The 16,827-nt window shown below is 63.4% G+C and carries 14 protein-coding genes; 5 read left to right on the top strand and 9 right to left on the bottom strand.

What is annotated here, in order from left to right:
* Positions 1-24: 24 nt before the first annotated feature.
* Positions 25-1,941: a hybrid sensor histidine kinase/response regulator gene (locus tag NKK51_RS14870; protein WP_352553576.1), complete on the top strand. Its 1,917-nt coding sequence runs from the start codon at positions 25-27 to the stop codon at positions 1,939-1,941.
* A gap of 337 nt (positions 1,942-2,278) precedes the next feature.
* Here the strand turns inward: NKK51_RS14870 and NKK51_RS14865 are convergent, their stop codons facing one another.
* On the bottom strand, positions 2,279-2,956 hold the full coding sequence (locus NKK51_RS14865; protein WP_023809011.1) for an MIP family channel protein: 678 nt from the start codon (positions 2,954-2,956) through the stop codon (positions 2,279-2,281).
* A 182-nt stretch (positions 2,957-3,138) separates the two neighbouring features.
* Between NKK51_RS14865 and NKK51_RS14860 the strand changes: the two genes are divergently transcribed.
* From NKK51_RS14860 to guaA, 4 genes are all read left to right on the top strand, one after another.
* Positions 3,139-4,428 (top strand): RsmB/NOP family class I SAM-dependent RNA methyltransferase, encoded by a 1,290-nt coding sequence (locus NKK51_RS14860; protein WP_352553574.1) that lies wholly within the window; start codon positions 3,139-3,141, stop codon positions 4,426-4,428.
* A gap of 125 nt (positions 4,429-4,553) precedes the next feature.
* Positions 4,554-5,012: a PaaI family thioesterase gene (locus NKK51_RS14855; RefSeq protein ID WP_013530371.1), complete on the top strand. Its 459-nt coding sequence runs from the start codon at positions 4,554-4,556 to the stop codon at positions 5,010-5,012.
* 147 nt (positions 5,013-5,159) lie between these two features.
* Positions 5,160-5,828 carry a 5'-methylthioadenosine/S-adenosylhomocysteine nucleosidase gene (locus NKK51_RS14850; RefSeq protein ID WP_352553572.1) on the top strand — a complete coding sequence of 223 codons (669 nt, stop codon included), beginning with the start codon at positions 5,160-5,162 and terminating at the stop codon, positions 5,826-5,828.
* A 55-nt stretch (positions 5,829-5,883) separates the two neighbouring features.
* Complete coding sequence (gene guaA, locus NKK51_RS14845; RefSeq protein ID WP_352553570.1) at positions 5,884-7,446, top strand: glutamine-hydrolyzing GMP synthase; 1,563 nt, start codon at positions 5,884-5,886, stop codon at positions 7,444-7,446.
* Between the two features lie 185 nt (positions 7,447-7,631).
* On the opposite strand, the gene NKK51_RS14840 is transcribed toward guaA, so the two are convergent.
* From NKK51_RS14840 to NKK51_RS14805, 8 genes are all read right to left on the bottom strand, one after another.
* The gene (locus NKK51_RS14840) at positions 7,632-8,732 is read right to left on the bottom strand and encodes a histone deacetylase-like amidohydrolase (RefSeq protein WP_023809007.1); all 1,101 of its coding nucleotides are present in this window, start codon (positions 8,730-8,732) and stop codon (positions 7,632-7,634) included.
* A gap of 10 nt (positions 8,733-8,742) precedes the next feature.
* Positions 8,743-10,326, bottom strand: a complete 1,584-nt coding sequence (locus NKK51_RS14835; protein ID WP_352553568.1) for a GMC family oxidoreductase — start codon at positions 10,324-10,326, stop codon at positions 8,743-8,745.
* Between the two features lie 10 nt (positions 10,327-10,336).
* Positions 10,337-11,404: a branched-chain amino acid ABC transporter permease gene (locus tag NKK51_RS14830; RefSeq protein ID WP_352440686.1), complete on the bottom strand. Its 1,068-nt coding sequence runs from the start codon at positions 11,402-11,404 to the stop codon at positions 10,337-10,339.
* 26 nt (positions 11,405-11,430) lie between these two features.
* Positions 11,431-12,318: a branched-chain amino acid ABC transporter permease gene (locus tag NKK51_RS14825; protein WP_352440685.1), complete on the bottom strand. Its 888-nt coding sequence runs from the start codon at positions 12,316-12,318 to the stop codon at positions 11,431-11,433.
* Between the two features lie 4 nt (positions 12,319-12,322).
* Positions 12,323-13,051: an ABC transporter ATP-binding protein gene (locus NKK51_RS14820; protein WP_127294286.1), complete on the bottom strand. Its 729-nt coding sequence runs from the start codon at positions 13,049-13,051 to the stop codon at positions 12,323-12,325.
* Entirely contained in the window at positions 13,048-13,872 is an 825-nt protein-coding gene (locus NKK51_RS14815) for an ABC transporter ATP-binding protein (protein WP_352553566.1), read from the bottom strand. The genes NKK51_RS14820 and NKK51_RS14815 overlap by 4 nt, the downstream gene beginning before the upstream one ends.
* A 70-nt stretch (positions 13,873-13,942) precedes the next feature.
* Positions 13,943-15,241 carry an ABC transporter substrate-binding protein gene (locus tag NKK51_RS14810; protein ID WP_031212361.1) on the bottom strand — a complete coding sequence of 433 codons (1,299 nt, stop codon included), beginning with the start codon at positions 15,239-15,241 and terminating at the stop codon, positions 13,943-13,945.
* Between the two features lie 53 nt (positions 15,242-15,294).
* Positions 15,295-16,728: an amidase gene (locus tag NKK51_RS14805; RefSeq protein WP_352553564.1), complete on the bottom strand. Its 1,434-nt coding sequence runs from the start codon at positions 16,726-16,728 to the stop codon at positions 15,295-15,297.
* Positions 16,729-16,827 lie beyond the last annotated feature (99 nt).

Below are 16,827 nucleotides of genomic sequence, written 5' to 3'. Positions count from 1 at the left end.
GCAGCGAAGTAAATGGATGGGGGAATGATTCAAGGGACCGTCAATCCAGCCGATGAGGATCGCTACCGCGTTCTCGTCCAGGCCGTTACCAATTACGCGATCTACATGCTGGATCCTTCCGGGATCGTGACGAGCTGGAACGCGGGCGCCGAGCGATTCAAAGGCTATGCTTCCCGCGAGATCATTGGCCAGCATTTTTCCCGGTTTTACACGCCGGAGGATCGGGACTCCGGCCTGCCCGCGCGTGCTCTGGAGACAGCAGCCCGTGAGGGCAAGTTCGAGAGCGAAGGCTGGCAGGTCCGAAGCGAGGGGAATCGTTTCTGGGCTCACATTGTGATCGATCCCATCCGCGATCCAGGCGGCAACCTGGCCGGCTTTGCCAAAGTCAGCCGTGATCTGACCGAACAAAAGAAAGCGGAGGAGGAACTCCGCAAAAGCCAGGAGCAGTTCCAACGTCTGGTCCAAGGCGTCACGGACTACGCGATCTATATGCTCGATCCACAAGGGATAATTACGAGCTGGAACTCAGGCGCCGAGCGTATCAAAGGCTATTCGGCGAACGAAATCATCGGGAAGCATTTTTCCCAATTCTATACGCCCGAGGATCGCGAGCGAGGCGGTCCGCAAAGCGCCCTGGAGACCGCCGCGCGTGAGGGTCGAGTTGAGCGGGAAGGTTTGCGCATCCGCAAGGATGGCACCGCGTTCTGGTCCCACGTGGTCATTGACTCGATACGGCACGACAATGGCGAGCTTCTGGGTTTTGCGAAGATTACCCGCGACATCACAGAGCGGAAGAAGGCGCAGGAGTCACTGGATCAGGCACGTGAGGCCCTTTTTCATTCACAGAAAATGGATGCGATCGGCAAGCTGACGGGCGGCGTGGCTCACGACTTCAACAATCTGCTGATGGCGGTTTTGGGCAGTCTTGAACTCCTTCGCAAACGGCTGCCCGACGATCCACAGCTGTTGCGTCTCCTCGACAATGCCGTGCTCGGTGCGCAACGGGGTGCCTCGTTGACGCAGCGCATGCTGGCTTTTGCGCGGCGACAGCAACTCGATCCAAGACCCGTTGACATAATTAGCTTGATACAGGGAATGAAGGAGTTGCTAGAGCGATCGCTAGGCTCAAGGGCGAGTATACAGACAAAATTTCCCCTTTCCCTCAATCAGGTCATGATTGATGAGAGCCAAATCGAACTCGCATTGCTGAATCTATGCGTTAACGCCAGGGATGCCATGCCTGACGGGGGAACGATCTTGATTTCCGCCCGGCAGGAACGGATTGGTGAAAGGCATGGCGCTGGCTTGGCGCCAGGCGAATATGTCTGCCTTTCAATAATGGACAGTGGCGAAGGAATGGACGAGGATACGCTTGCCCGCGCGACAGAACCGTTCTTCACCACAAAAGGAGTTGGCAAAGGGACGGGACTGGGTCTGTCGATGGTGCACGGGATGACGGAACAGATGGGCGGGCGCCTGGTTCTCATCAGCCACAAGGGAGCAGGCACGACTGCGGAAATGTGGCTGCCAGTGGCTGCCGCGACATCAGACCGCGCGCGGGAGCAGGAGCCCCTCAGCCCGAAAACCGCCGAGGCTGCCTCTCTCCGGATTCTGGCAGTGGATGACGACGTTCTAGTGCTGTTGAACACCGCTGCGATGCTTGAGGATCTTGGGCATGCCGTTACCGAGGCGCATTCGGCCGCAGCAGCCCTTGACCTGCTGGAGGAGCAGCCGTTCGACCTCGTCATAACGGACCATGCGATGCCAAAGATGACAGGCCTGCAGCTATCGGACGCAATGAAAACCAAGTGGCCGAAAATCCCCGTCATTATAGCGACGGGCTATGCCGAACTACCGGGCGCTCGCGAGATGAACGTTCTCAGCAAGCCGTTCACGGAAAAAGAACTGGCGTGCTCGATAGCTTGTGTTAGTCGTATTTAGGTCGCCCGCCCACCGAACCTCAGCGAGCCTCGACCTTCCTTCGCGACAGTCATTTGTCGCGTTGACAACAATGCGCTTGGCGTTTCGTCCCGCCCTTTTTTAGCAGTGTCACGTTGAGAGCACCGTTCTTACGCGCGCACGCACCTGCAGCCTACTGTCTGCGGTGTCGGCTCTCAGGCATTTGGCAACACTAACCTCAACGACCGAGATGGGGCGCAAAGCTCCCATCTAAGGCCGCGCCTATCCAAGCCGTGATTGGGGAGGCCTGGCGGGTCTATCGTGCCAATCACTCAGGCGCGGGCCATGGCCCGCGCCTTCGTATTCAACCCTCCAAAGCTCAATCCTTCTCAAACACCCGCGCCTTCGCAACCACGCCGGCGATGGCGCCGCCGATCAGCGGTGCAACGATGAACAGCCAGAGCTGGCCGATCGCGGCAGTTCCCGAAAACAGCGCCGGGCCGATCGAGCGGGCCGGGTTGAGCGACGTTCCGGTCACCGGGATGATGGCGAAGTGCAATCCTGCCAGCGTCAGGCCGATGACCAGTCCGGCGAACGCCGTCGAGTGCTTTTCAGCCGTGACGCCAAGGATCACGGTGACGAAGGTGAAGGTGCCGATCACTTCCCACAGAAATGCCGAGCTGACGCCCCATTTCGTCACATCCCAGCCATTGGCGCCGAAGCCGGTCGTGTGTCCGCCAACCTGGCCGGAAACGATGATCCACAACGCCAGCGAAGCAAGGACGCCGCCGATGACCTGCGCGATCCAGTAGGGGATGACGTCTTTGGCCGGCAGCCGGCCGGCAAGGAAGACGCCGAGCGTCACCGCCGGATTGAGATGCGCGCCCGAAATCGGGCCGATCGCATAGGCCGCCGCGATGAGGCCGATGCCGAACGCCAGACCGATGCCTTCCTGGCCGAGCGGCAGCGCGCCACCGAAGCCGCCCGTCACCACAGAAGCCGTACCGATGAACACCAATAGAAATGTGCCTAGAACTTCCGCCAGATAAGTCTTCATTGCCCTCTCCTCAGGTCGATCCGCCGGTCCACCTTTTGCGCGCCGCGAATCACAACCGGAAGAGTATTCGCAACCAGAAAAGTTGGAAAGCAGAGCGGTTGTGCAGGCCGACCTGCTTGTGCGCGCCGGTTGCGCGCTCTAGAGCAGGGCCGGAATAATTTTCTGCGTGACGGAACAAGACCATGCGATTGGGCGGACGGCTGGCTGCGGCCATCGAAGTGCTGGAAGACATCGGCCGGCGCCACCGGCCGGTGGCGGACGCGCTGAAGGATTGGGGCCTGTCGCATCGCTTCGCCGGCGGCGGCGACCGTGCGGCGATCGGCAACATCGTCTATGACGCCTTGCGCCACAAGCGTTCCGCCGGCTGGCTGCTGGGGCAGGACACGCCGCGCGCCATCGGCTTCGGCGCGCTGCTGCTCGAATGGGGCCAGACGGCCCAGTCGCTCAACGAGGCGCTTGATGGCGACAAGTTCGGACCGCCGCTGCTGACCGCCGCCGAGCTTCAGGCCATCGCCGACCATCGGCTCGCCGACGCGCCGGACGCGGTGCGGGCGGATGTTCCCGACTGGTGCGCGCCGCTTTTCGAGCGAGCCTTTGGCTCGACCTGGGCCGACGAGGGCGCGGCGCTGGCAACGCGCCCGCCGCTCGACCTCAGGGTCAACACCTTGCAGGCCAATCGCGACAAGGTGCTGGCCGAACTGACGGGAACTGGCGCGAAACCCTCGGCAATCGCGCCACACGGCATCCGCATCCCGCCGATCGACGGCGACGGCCGGCACCCGAACGTGCAGGCCGAGCCGGCTTTCCAGAAGGGCTGGTTCGAGGTCCAGGACGAAGGCTCGCAGATCGCGGCCGCCCTTGCCGGGGCCGAAGCCGGCATGCAGGTGCTGGATTTCTGCGCCGGCGCCGGCGGCAAGACGCTGGCACTGTCGGCTTCGATGGAAAATCGTGGCCAGATATTTGCCCACGATGCCGAAAAGGCGCGACTGGCGCCGATCTTCGACCGCATCCGCCGCTCTGAAAACCGCAATGTCCAGATCGTCACCAAGCCGGCCGAACTCGCCCCGCTCGGCAACCACATGGACATCGTGCTGGTCGACGCCCCATGCACCGGCAGCGGCACCTGGCGCCGCCGTCCCGACGCCAAATGGCGGCTGACGCAGAGACAACTCGATGCCCGCAAGGGCGAGCAGTCGGCGATCCTCGATGCGGCCAAAGCCTATGTCAAACCGGGCGGCCTGCTGGTCTACATCACCTGCTCGGTGTTTGATGAGGAAAACGGTGAGCAGATCGCGGCCTTTCGGGACCGTAACAGCGGTTATGTTCCCGTCGACCACCGCAAGCTCTGGGACAGCCGTTTTCCCGGCCATGAGGCAGCCGCACGCATCGGCGCCAAAGGCGACATCTCGCTGTCGCCGGCGCTCAGCGGCACCGATGGGTTTTATCTCTGTGCGTTACGCAGATCGGCCTGAATCCAATTCCTGACGGATGCGCGGCGCCGGCCGGCAGGCCAGGTCGATTGTGCAGTGCAGCAAAAGCATTGCCTGCCGCCCATGCCTCTGCAATAAGCTTATCCGCGTAAAGGAAGGCAGCGGCAATGGCAGCAAAGATCGTACCCGCCCCGGACTATGAGGATCGCGTCAGGACCTCCTTCGCGCGCCAGAAGGCGATGGCCACGATCGGCGCCGAACTGACGCTGGTGACGCCCGGCATCATCGAGATCGAGATGCCCTATTCGGCGGCACTCACCCAGCAGCATGGCTTCCTCCATGCCGGCGTCATTTCGACGGCGCTGGACTCGGCCTGCGGCTATGCCGCCTTTTCGCTGATGCCGGAAAATTCCGGCGTGCTGACCATCGAGTTCAAGGTCAACCTCCTGGCGCCGGGCAGGGGCGAGCGCTTCCTGTTCCGCGGCTCGGTGACCAAGCCGGGCCGCACCATCATCGTCGCCGACGGCCAGGCCTACGCCTTTGCCGCCGACGGCGAGGCCAAGCTGATCGCCACCATGACCGGCACCATGATGACGGTGGTCGGGCGTGATGGCATAGAAGGTTGAGGAGCGGTCCGCGGAGCGGACGGAAAGCTCCCAAATGGGCTTTCCGAGCACGAACGCCCGGAGCCATAGCGGAGGGCTGGGCGCCGGTGAGGGCACGTCGCCGTTCTTACCTTCCGGTGTAGGTGATTGGGTAGAGAGGAATAGATCATGACCGGTAAAGTGTCGCGCCTGGCGGGCAAGGACGTCCTCTTCGTCATGGCGGCGCAGGCCGAATACGGTCCGCACCTCAAGCAACTGTTCACGCCGTTGATGACCGGTGTCGGTCCCGTCGAGGCCGGCGTTAGGCTGGGTGCGGAACTCTCCTGGCTGAAATCGCAAAAAGCACTGCCGGATCTCGTTGTTTCGCTCGGCTCAGCCGGCAGTCGGACGCTGCAGCAGACGGAGATCTACCAGGCGGTTTCGGTCAGCTACCGTGACATCGACGCTTCGCCGCTTGGCTTCGAAAAGGGCGCCACACCCTTCCTCGACCTGCCGGTAACCGTGCCATTGCCCTTCAAGATACCGGACATCAGGCAGGCGACCCTGTCGACCGGCGCAGCGATCATCACCGGCGCGGCCTATGATGCTGTTAGCGCCGACATGGTCGACATGGAGACCTTCGCCTGCCTGCGCGCCTGCCAACTGTTCGACATTCCGCTGATCGGTCTGCGCGGCATTTCCGACGGGGCGGCGGATCTGCGGCATGTCGGCGACTGGACCGAATATCTTGAAGTCATCGACGAGAAGCTGGCGGACGCCGTCATGCGGCTCGAACGGGCGATCGGCGACGGCGCCCTTCGGACGGAACCATCCCATGAAGATGCCAGACCAGCCTGAAAGTCGGGCTACGCAACCCATTGCGCCGACTCGTTTCTTTCTCTAAACGCTCGCCATGAAAACAGCCAATCATCCCGACACCGTCCTGATTGTCGATTTCGGCAGCCAGTTCACCCAGCTCATCGCCCGCCGCATCCGCGAGGCCGGCGTGTTTTCCGAGATCGTGCCGTTCCAGTCGGCCGAAGCGGCATTCAAGCGCATCAATCCGAAGGCCGTCATTCTGTCCGGCGGTCCGGCTTCGACCGGCGATATAGGCAGCCCGCGCGCGCCGCAGATCGTCTTCGATTCCGGCGTGCCGGTGCTTGGCATCTGTTACGGCCAGATGGCCATGTGCGTGCAGATGGGCGGCGTTGCCGAAAGCTCCGACCATCGCGAGTTCGGCCGCGCCTTCGTCGAGATCCAAAAGGACAGCCCGCTGTTCGAGGGCCTGTGGGCACCCGGCCAGCGCCACCAGGTGTGGATGAGCCATGGCGACCGCGTCATCTCCTTGCCCAAGGGCTTCGAAGTGTTCGGCAAGTCGGAAGGCTCGCCCTTCGCCATCTTCGGCAACATCGAGCGCAAGATGTACGGCATCATGTTCCATCCCGAGGTGGTGCATACGCCCGACGGCGCCCGGCTGCTCAGGAATTTCGTCCACAACATCGCCGGCATCGAGGGCGACTGGACCATGCGCGCCTACCGCGAGCACGCGGTCGAGACGATCCGCAAGCAGGTCGGCAAGGGCAAGGTCATCTGCGCGCTGTCGGGCGGCGTCGATTCCTCCGTTGCGGCGCTGTTGATCCACGAAGCGGTCGGCGACCAGCTGACCTGCATCCTTGTCGACCACGGCCTGATGCGCAAGGACGAGGCCGCGGGCGTGGTGGCGATGTTCCGCGAACACTACAATTTGCCGCTCATTCTGGTGAACGCGTCGGACCGTTTCATCGACGCCCTCAAGGGCGAGTCGGACCCGGAGAAAAAACGCAAGACCATCGGCCGGCTGTTCATCGAGGTGTTCGAGGAAGAGGCCAAGAAACTCGGCGGCGCCGAATTCCTGGCGCAGGGCACGCTCTATCCCGACGTCATTGAAAGTGTCTCCTTCACCGGCGGCCCGTCGGTGACGATCAAGTCGCACCACAATGTCGGCGGCCTGCCCGCGCGCATGAACATGCAGCTTGTCGAGCCGCTGCGCGAGCTGTTCAAGGACGAGGTCAGGGCGCTAGGCAAGGAGCTTGGCCTGCCCGAAAGCTTCATCGGCCGGCACCCGTTCCCAGGCCCGGGTCTTGCCATCCGTTGCCCCGGCGGCATCACCCGCGAAAAGCTGGAGATCCTGCGCGAGGCCGACGCCATCTATCTCGACGAGATCCGCAAGGCCGGCCTCTACGACGCCATCTGGCAGGCCTTCGCCGTGCTGTTGCCGGTGCAGACGGTCGGCGTGATGGGCGATGGCCGCACCTACGAGTTCGTCTGCGCATTGCGTGCCGTCACCTCGGTCGACGGCATGACGGCGGATTTCTATCACTACGACATGACGTTCCTCGGCGCTGCCGCCACCCGCATCATCAACGAGGTCCGCGGCATCAACCGCGTCGTCTACGACGTGACGTCGAAGCCGCCGGGAACAATCGAGTGGGAGTAGGAGTTAGCGTAGTCTGGAATGCTCCGGCGTAGTTTTTCGCAGAAAAAGCAACGATTTGCGGTTTATCTCATTCACTATCGACGCTGCATCAGCCGCACGTCCTACCGTCAGCGCAAGTCCGCATTTGTGAGATTGGGCGCCGGTGTGTCTTGAGATCGCCTCATTGGCTGACCGCAATCAGAATTCTAGGCGATGCCGCCCAAAAGTTCCTCCGCCCTGGAAACAGCGGCCGCCTGATGTGGCTGCAAGGGTTGGCCGGCATAGCTTTCGAAGACCGGCAGGAACGGGTCGTCGATATGCGTCCTGATGCCGGACAGTTGCTCCATCACCGCCAGGCCGCAATAGGGAACGTAGGAGGCCGAATAGCCGCCCTCATGCGACATCATCAGGCGCCCGCCGCAGAGGTCGTCCGCCGCCTGCATCAGCATCCGCGTCATGTCGCGGTAGCTGCCGCTATGCAGCATCATGCGCCCCAGCGGATCGGCCGCCGAGGCGTCGAAGCCCGACGGCACGACGATGAGATCAGGCTTGTAGCGATTGAGCGCCGGTAGCACGACGCGTTCGAAGACGGACATGTAAGCGCCGTGGCCGCAGCCGGCCGGCAGCGGTACATTGATGTTGTAGCCTTCGCCCTTGCCCTCGCCGCGTTCCTTGTGAAGACCGCTGTCATCCGGATAAAGACCGTCCTGATGGATCGAGATGGTCAGTACCGACGGGTCCGAATAGAAGGCGGACTGGGTGCCGTTGCCGTGATGAACATCCCAGTCGACGCTGGCGACCCGCTCGAAGCCATGTTTGGCCCGGTTCTTCAGGATAGCGACCGGAACGTTGCCGAACAGGCAAAAGCCCATGCCTTGCCCGCGCTCGGCATGATGGCCGGGCGGTCGTACCAGCGCATAGCCATTGTCGGCATCGCCGCTCAACACCGCATCCATCACCGCTGCCGTGCCGCCAGCGGCCAGACAGGCGATTTCGTAGCTGCCATGGCCGAAGGGGGTGAGATAGCTCGCATCGCCGCCGCGCCCATCACTGAGCAGCTTGATACGGCTGATGTAGTCGCGGTCGTGAAACAGGGCGAGGTCATCCTCGCTCACCGCGACGGAGGCGATCTTATACAGTTTCTCGGTCAGGCCTGAAACCTCCATCAGATTGCGGAATCGGCGTTTCGTGTCGGCATTCTCCGCATGCTCGCCCGGCTCGATGGTCAGGCTCGGCTGAAAGAACTGCGCGGCATTGCCGGTCTCGTGCCAGAGATAGAGTTCGTGGAAATTCCAGCCTGTCGTCATGTTTTGTTTCCTAGCCGGCCAGGATCATTGACGCGGCGCGTTCGGCGATCATGATCGTCGGCGCGTTGGTGTTGCCCGACACCATTTTCGGAAAGACCGAGGCGTCGGCGATGCAAAGCCCGTCCAGCCCATGAACCTTCATCGACGTGGGATCGACGACGGCCATCGCATCTGAACCCATGCGGCAGGTGCTGGTCGGGTGATAAAGCGTCGTGCAGTGGCCGCGTATATAGTCGGCGATCTCGGCGTCGCTCTCGCATTCGGCGCTCGGCGTGATTTCGCCGACGAGCATTTCGGCAAGCGGCGACTGCGCCGCGATGCGCCGGCTGATGCGGATGCCTTCGACCAGCGTGGCGATGTCCGAGCCATCCTCGTCGCTGATGAAGTAACGTGGGTCGATCGCCGGATATTCGATTGGATTGGCCGAGCGCAGGCGAATCTCGCCGCGGCTGTCTGGCCGCTGCAGCGTGGTGTGCAGCGTGATGCCGGGTCTGGACGAAAGGAACCGAACATAGTCGCGATGCGGGCTGATGGCGCCGTAAAGCTGCAGGTCCGGCTCGATATCGGGCCGGCTCTTGACGAAGCCGCCCGCCGCCACCCAGGGTGAGGAACGCGGACCGCTGCGCGATGTCTGCCATTCCGCGAAGTCGCGCTGCAGCGTCTCGTCGGTCCAGGCGCCGACGCCGATCTTGTCCTTGGTATAGAAGGTGATCGGAATGTTGATGTGGTCCTGCAGATCCTTGCCCACGCCCGGGAGGTCGTGCACGGGAGCAACGCCGACCTGGGCGAGTTCGTCGGCCGGCCCGATGCCCGAAAGCAGCATCAGCTGGCAACTGCCGATCGAGCCCGAGGACAGCACCACCTCGCTGTCGGCGAAAGCGGTCTCAGGTTCGCCATTGACGAGATAGCGGATGCCCTTGACCCGGCCCTTCTCGACGATCAGGCCCGTCGCCAGCACACCGGTTTTCACGGTCAGGTTGGGTCGTTCCCGCGCCGGGCGCAGATAGGCCTTGCCGGTGCCCCAGCGTTCGCCATTCTTGATGGTGAACTGGAACAGGCCGACGCCTTCCTGCTCGACGCCGTTGAAATCGCGGTTCTGCTTGTAGCCTGCGGCCTTGCAGGCCTCGATCCAGGCAAGCTCGTTGGGATCGACATGTCCGACATTGCCGATATGCAGCGGCCCGTCGGCGCCGTGCAGCGGGTCGTTGCCGAGTTCGGCATTGCTTTCACTGGCCTTGAACACCGGCAGCACGTCAGCCCACGCCCAGCCGGGGCAGCCCATCGTCGCCCAGCCATCATAGTCGGACGGCAGGCCGCGAATATAGATCATGGCGTTCAGCGCGCCGGAGCCGCCGATCATCTTGCCGCGCGGCCAGAACACCCGCCTGCCGCGGCAGCCGGCCTGCGGCTCGGTGTAGTAGCTCCAGTCGACTTGCGTGTTGAACATGGTCGGCCAGTCCGACGGCACGTCCGAGGCGAGCGGCGCCTCGCGCCCGGCCTCGAGCAGCAGCACCTTGCGGGCAGGATCGGCGCTGAGCCGGTTTGCCAGCACGCAGCCGGCCGAGCCGGCGCCCACTATGATCGTATCGAACATCGTCAGTCTCTCACTTTCCGGCCGGGGTCGGGCTTTGCACAATGCTGCTTGCTGCCGGCTTGCTGTCGGGGCTGGCGCGACGGCGCCCGAGCCAGTCGATGAGATCACCAAAACGGCCGACCAGCCCCTTGGGCATCAACACCACCGACAGGGCGATGATCAGGCCGAGCCCGAGCGTGCGGAACTCGCCGCTCTCTCGCATCAATTCGTCAGCCAGCACCAGCACCACCGTCCCGACCAGCGGTCCCCAGAACGTGCCGACGCCGCCGACCACGACGATGGCGATGATGAACATAAGTTGCGACATCGACAGCACACCGGGGCCGATCGCCTGGAAATGCGCGGCATAGAAACCGCCGGCCAGCCCGGTGAAGAAGGCGGAGATGCCGAACACCAGAAGCTGCGCCTGGAAGCGGTTGACGCCGCGGGCCACCGCATAGCCCGGATTGTCCTTCAGCGCCCGGAAGGCAAGGCCGATAGGGCTTTTGACGATCGCGTAGGTGAAGACCATGGTGAGCGCGAACAGCACCGCGATGATGGCGTAATTGCCGACCAGCCACTGCGCCCGGAGCAAGGCCCTGGTGCCGAGGTCGCCGAAGCGGGCAAAGCCGACGGCGCCGCCGGTGAACTGGCGGCAGACGGAGCCGACCATGACGAAACATTCGGTGTCGGTGACGATCAGCAGATACATCGTCTGGGCGATCGCCAGCGTCAGCAGCGCCACATAGACGCCGGTCAGGCGAAGGCAGGCGAGGCCGACGACCAGCGAGAACAGCACGGCGCCCAGCGCGCCAGGCACAAGTGCTGCCCAGACGTTCCAGCCGAAATAGAAGCAGAGCATCGCCGTCGCATAGCCGCCGAACGCAAAGATCGCCATTTGCGCTAGCGAGAAGATGCCCGAGAAGCCGAACAGGAGGTTCCACTGCGAGGCGATCGTCGCATAGAACAGCGCCAGCACGATCTGGCCAAGGATGTAGCGGCTGTCGACCAGGAACGGCAGCGCGATCGCCGCCGCGATCAGCATGAGGCTGATGGCAAGATCAGTCCTGCCCGAGCGAGACATGGAGGAACGGGACATGGGACGTGTCTCTGTCATGATGCCCCTCACATGCGCCGGATTTCGACGTGGCCGAAAAGGCCGGACGGCCGCCAGATCAGCACGGCAATGACGACGAACAGCAGCGATGGAAAGCCCCACCTGGCGCCCAAGGCGTACTGGACGAAGGATTCGAGCAACGCCAGCCCAAGTGCTGCTGCGATGGCGCCCGGCAGATTGCCGAGACCGGCGACCACGCACATGATGAAGGCCTTCAGCATCGGGTCGTTGCCGAGTGGCGGCGACAATTGCGTCATCGACGAGACCATGACGCCGCAGATGCCGGCGAGCGCGCCCGACAGCATCAGCACCTGCAGGTAGACGCGGTTGACGGCGACGCCCATGAGCTGCGCCGCGTCGCGGTTCTGCGCCGTCGCCCGGATCGCACGGCCCATCCGCGTGCGGCCGAGCGCCGCCGAGACGACCACCATCATCACGACCACCACCGCGATGATCAGAAGGTTCTGCCAGGGCAGCGTCAGCGGTCCCAGGCGTAAGGCACCGGCGATCGAAACCGGCTGCTTCAGCGGCTGCCCGCCATAGGTCAGGAGGATGGCATTCTCGAGGGCGATGCCGATGCCGACCGTGGCGATCATGACGTTGGCTTCGAATGTCGATTTGTCATTCTGCAGGAGATTGCGAACGATCGCGAAATAGAGGATGGCGCCGGCCAAAGCACCCGCGACGATGGCACCGGCGAAACCGATCGCGACCGGCAGGCCGAGCGAGGTGATCACCGTGAAGGCGACGTAGCCGCCAAGCGTCAGCATCGCCGCATGGGCCATGTTGAGCATGCCCATCGAACCCCAGACCAGCGACAGCCCGACCGTCGCCAGCGCATAGAGCGCGCCCGAGGTGAAGCCGGCGACGAGAATGGCCATGAGAACGTCGGTCATGGCGTCAGCCTCCGAGGTAGGTTGCGAGGAGTTCGTCGCGCGCCATCAGTTCGGCGGGCTTGCCTGACCAGACGATGGCGCCGTCGTCGAGCAGATGCAGGCGGTCGGCGAGGTCCTCGACCCGGGCCGGGTTCTCCTCCACCAGCAGGATCGTGCGCCCAGCCTTGCTCAGTTGCGAAATGACGTCGTAGACCTGATCGATGATCAGTGGCGCGAGGCCAAGCGACGGCTCGTCGATCAAAAGGATGCGCCCGCCCATCATCAGGCCGCGGCCTATGCCGACCATGCGCCGTTCGCCGCCCGATAGGCTCGAGGCGATCTGGTTGCGACGGTCGGCAAGCTTCGGCAGAAGCGCGTAGACCTCGTCCAACCGACGCGCGATCTCGGCCTTGTCCGGCGCGAGATAACCGCCCATCAAAAGGTTTTCGAGCACGCTCATCTGCGCGAACAGCATATCGCCCTGCGGCACGTGGGCGACGCCCAGCATCGCCGTCTCATGCGGCTTGCCGGACAGGCGCCGGCCGTCGATGCTGATCTGACCGCCGCGCAGCGGCACCAGGCCGGAAATGGTCTTGAGCAATGTCGACTTGCCATGGCCGTTCGGGCCGACGACGGTGATGAATTCACCGGCATGAACGGTCAGCGAAATGCCCTTGAGCACGTCGAGTCCGTCATAGCCGCAGACGATGCCGTCGAGTTGCAGGACAGGTGGTTTTGCGGCTGCGCCCGTCATGGCGTTCCCCCCACCGCCGGATTCGTCATGGCGGCTTGCTCATCGAAGAATTTCTTCAGCCGTTTCTGCGTGCCCTGGCCGAGATAGGTTTCGACAACGGTCTGGTCCTCGGCGACCTTGTCCGGCCGGCCTTCAAATATCACCTTGCCATGGTGCATGATGATCACGCGGCTGGAGAGCGCCAGGAGAAAGCGCATGACGTGCTCGATCAGGACGATGGTCAGTCCCTGGTCGCGCAGTTTCAGCACCATCGCCATGATCTGGTCGATCTCGGCGACGTTGAGCCCGCCCACCGGCTCGTCGAGGAAGAGCATTTTCGGCCGGGTGGCGATGGCGCCGGCAATCATCAGCAGCTTGCGGTCGAGCACCGGCAGCCGCGCCACGGTCTCGTCGGCCTTGGCCGCAAGCCCGACGAAGTCCAGCGCTTCGATCGTTGCCTGCCGGACATCCTCGCCGAGGCGGAAGCCGGCCAGCCTTCGCCGCTGCCGGCCGAAATAGGCGGCGATCTCGATGTTTTCGCGAACGGTCAAGCTGTCGAAGGCGGCATTGAGCTGGAAAGTGCGGGCCATGCCGAGTTGGCAGATGCGGTCGGCCGGAAGCGCCGAAATGTCGGTGTCGCCGAAATGCACCCGGCCGCCACTGGCCGGCGTGATCCCTGTCACCACGTCGAAGAAGGTCGTCTTGCCGGCGCCGTTTGGCCCACCAATGCCAACGATCTCGCCCGCATTGACCACCATCGACACGCCGTCGACGGCGGCCAGCGAGCCGAACCGTTTGACCACACTGTCACAAACCAGCATCGGACCGGCGGCCTCAGTCATATTTCTCACCCAATGGAGCCGGTCGGGCAAAGGGCCCGGCCGGTGTCGTTGGTTTCATTTCCGCGTCCGGTCACTTGATCCATGGCGGCAGGATGAAGCTGTCCGTGGCATAGAGCGCCGGCGCGATCAGCTTCGGATCGGTTTTGTAATCCTGATGCTGCAGGAACTGGTGCGGCATGCCAAGCGACGGATCGGCCACCTGCGTCGGATAGCAGAAGGCCGATTGGCCGGCCGGATCGGCCCGGTAGGTGCCGTTGACCCCGCGATAGACCAGGCGCTTCATCGCATTGGCCACCTTGGTGGTCTGCGCCTTGTCCATCGGTTCGCCTGGACCACCGGCGATTGCCGCGGCAAGCGCCCACATCCACAGGCCGTCATAGGTCTGCGATCCCGTGATGTAGGCCGAGTTCGGACCGAATTTGGCCCGGTAGCTCTCGCGGAACGGCTTGGAGAAGTCGTCCGGCAGGCAGCCGATCACCGTCGAATAGACGACGCCGTTGACCGCCTCGCCGCCGATCTCGCGGAAAGCCGGCAGCGATGGTCCGTACTGCATGTAGATCAGGCTGTTGATCGGCTCGGCGAGGAATTGGACCATGAACTGCGCCAGGTCCTGCGGCAGGAAGTGCGTGACCAGGATCGCCGCCGGCGGGTCCTGGCGGAGTTTCGCCAGCGTCGGTCCCCACTGGTTGGTCGGGAACGGAACGGTCTCGAACAGGCTGACCTCGAAGCCATATTCGGCGGCCTTGTCGCGGATCGCGTTGGCGATGACGATCGAATATTCGTTGGCAGACGGGATGATGGCGATCTTCTTGTTGGGCGCCTTCCATTTGCCGTCCGCGGCAAGCGTCTTGAGGAAGTTCAGGCAGCCCGGTCCATACCAGAACTCCGGCGGATCGCCCTGGAAGGAGCTGTAATAGCGGGCAGGGTCGGTCTTGAACTTCTCATTGTGCGAAATCAGCGTGTTGTAGTGCATCATGATGACGTCGTTGTCGGCGGCGACGTCCATCTCGATCATGTTGGTGCCGAGATTATAGCCATTGATGATGACCGGCGCCTCGAAGCGGTCGATCAGGCGCTGCATCGACTGGCTGACGAGGTCGGCGCCCATTTCCTTGGTGTCTTCGATGTGGATCTCGACAGGCCGGCCGAGAATGCCGCCCGCCGCATTGATCTCCTCGGCGGCAAGTTCGAGACCGTTCTTGAACTCGATGCCGTCGGCGGCGGCGATGCCGGACATCGGCAGGGCCGAGCCGACCGGAATGGGCTTGGTGTCCTGGGCGATCGCCGCAGTGTTCATATCGGCAAGAAGCGCGGCACCGGCCGCACCCGCGCCGACCACGCCCTGCAGCATTGCACGTCTGTTCATCATGGCAAAGTTCCCCTTTTGGCGTTGGTTAGAGTCTTTTCTTCATGCGAAATCTTTCACACCAGATCTTTCTGGCGAAACGCGTGGGTCATGGGCACGAAAGCGGCTTCCAGGTCGGCTGCCGCCGAAAGCACGCGGGCATCGTCGCCGCGCGCGCCGATGATCTGGAAGCCGACGGGCAGGCCCGCCTCGGTCATGCCGCAAGGAATGACGCAGGCCGGTTGCTGGCTGAGATTGATCGGGTAGCTGAACGCCGCCCATTCGATCCATCGCGAGAGGCCGCTGCCCAGAGGCACTTCAAGGCCAACGTCGAAGGCTGGAATCGATGTCCCCGGCGAAACGATGAAATCATAGTCGTCTAGCAGCCGGTCCATGGCGGCGCCGAATTCGGCGCGCTCCAACTGTGCGGCGACGAGCGTATGGACGTCGAACGCCGCCCCAGCCTGCGCGATCTCCAGGAAGCCCGGATCGATGCCCGCCCGTTCGCTCGGCGGAACCAGCGCCAGCCGCGCCGCGGCGCCGGTGAACCAATGATGCTGGAACAAATCGAGGAGATCGCCACCGGGAAGGTCAATCGGCTCGACCGTCGCGCCGAAGGCGTCGAAACACGTCAAGGCGTGGGAGACGACGGCGGCGATCCCGGAATCCAGCGCTCCTGAAGGCGGCTTCGACCAGTAGCCGATCCGGGCGCCCCGCAAAACTTCTTCGATCCGGCCAAGCGGCGCCAGCGTTCCCACGCCTTGCTGCCAGTCGCTGATATCGCGGCCGGACATGGCGCCGGCCATGACGGAAAGATCGAGTGCTGTCCGCGCCATCGGTCCGATATGGGCGACGGTTCCGAACGCGCTGGACGGATAGGCGGGCACGCGGCCGAAGGTCGGCTTCAATCCGGCGATGCCGGTGAACGAGGCCGGAATGCGGATCGAGCCCCCGCCATCGGTACCGAGATGGAAGACGCCGGCGCCGGTGGCGGCGGCCACCGCCGCTCCGCCGGAGGAACCGCCGGGGGTCTTTTGCGCATTCCAGGGATTGCGCGTGATGCCGCAGAGGCCGCTGTCGGTAATCGCCTTCCAGCCGAATTCGGGCGTCGTCGTCTGTCCGATGAAGACGGCGCCGGCTCTGCGCAGCAGGGCAACGGCGGGGGCATCCTTGTCATAGGCGGCGGAAGTCGTCGTCCTGCTGCCGTAACGCACGCTCCAGCCCTCGACCCAGACGATGTCCTTCAGCGTCGTCGGTATGCCGTCGGCTTCCGACAGCGGCTCGCCTGCCCGCCAGCGTTTCTCGGAAGCACCTGCGGCCTCGATCGCACCCTTGCGGTCGATCATGGTGAAAGCATTGAAAAGCGGATTGATCGCTTCGGCGCGATCCAGCGCCGCCAGCGTTACCTCGACGGGCGACAGCGATCCAGCGCGGTAGGCGGCGCTAAGCTCCGCAGCAGCCAGGCGGCACAGAACATCGGCGTCGGCAATGGGAGACAGCCCATTCGGCATGCAGTTCGAACCCCTCACTTCATGGCCGCTCTTGCGGCAGCCTTGTCAGCCCGGGCAATCTGGCGGGTTTTTTCATCACCATAAAATGTATTGTTGTGG

Source organism: Mesorhizobium sp. M0011 (assembly GCF_040324155.1).
In the GTDB taxonomy this organism is placed as follows: Bacteria; Pseudomonadota; Alphaproteobacteria; order Rhizobiales; family Rhizobiaceae; genus Mesorhizobium.
This window is presented reverse-complemented; position numbering and strand designations above follow the sequence as displayed.

Excerpts from the sequence above, each read along its gene's own strand:
- NKK51_RS14850 (WP_352553572.1), top strand. The coding sequence starts at position 5,160 with ATGACCGGTAAAGTGTCGCGCCTGGCGGGCAAGGACGTCCTCTTCGTC.
- NKK51_RS14825 (WP_352440685.1), bottom strand. The coding sequence starts at position 12,318 with ATGACCGACGTTCTCATGGCCATTCTCGTCGCCGGCTTCACCTCGGGC.
- NKK51_RS14865 (WP_023809011.1), bottom strand. The coding sequence starts at position 2,956 with ATGAAGACTTATCTGGCGGAAGTTCTAGGCACATTTCTATTGGTGTTC.
- NKK51_RS14810 (WP_031212361.1), bottom strand. The coding sequence starts at position 15,241 with ATGATGAACAGACGTGCAATGCTGCAGGGCGTGGTCGGCGCGGGTGCG.
- NKK51_RS14855 (WP_013530371.1), top strand. The coding sequence starts at position 4,554 with ATGGCAGCAAAGATCGTACCCGCCCCGGACTATGAGGATCGCGTCAGG.
- NKK51_RS14870 (WP_352553576.1), top strand. The coding sequence starts at position 25 with ATGATTCAAGGGACCGTCAATCCAGCCGATGAGGATCGCTACCGCGTT.
- guaA (WP_352553570.1), top strand. The coding sequence starts at position 5,884 with ATGAAAACAGCCAATCATCCCGACACCGTCCTGATTGTCGATTTCGGC.
- NKK51_RS14860 (WP_352553574.1), top strand. The coding sequence starts at position 3,139 with ATGCGATTGGGCGGACGGCTGGCTGCGGCCATCGAAGTGCTGGAAGAC.
- NKK51_RS14840 (WP_023809007.1), bottom strand. The coding sequence starts at position 8,732 with ATGACGACAGGCTGGAATTTCCACGAACTCTATCTCTGGCACGAGACC.
- NKK51_RS14820 (WP_127294286.1), bottom strand. The coding sequence starts at position 13,051 with ATGACGGGCGCAGCCGCAAAACCACCTGTCCTGCAACTCGACGGCATC.
- NKK51_RS14835 (WP_352553568.1), bottom strand. The coding sequence starts at position 10,326 with ATGTTCGATACGATCATAGTGGGCGCCGGCTCGGCCGGCTGCGTGCTG.
- NKK51_RS14815 (WP_352553566.1), bottom strand. The coding sequence starts at position 13,872 with ATGACTGAGGCCGCCGGTCCGATGCTGGTTTGTGACAGTGTGGTCAAA.
- NKK51_RS14805 (WP_352553564.1), bottom strand. The coding sequence starts at position 16,728 with ATGCCGAATGGGCTGTCTCCCATTGCCGACGCCGATGTTCTGTGCCGC.
- NKK51_RS14830 (WP_352440686.1), bottom strand. The coding sequence starts at position 11,404 with ATGTCCCGTTCCTCCATGTCTCGCTCGGGCAGGACTGATCTTGCCATC.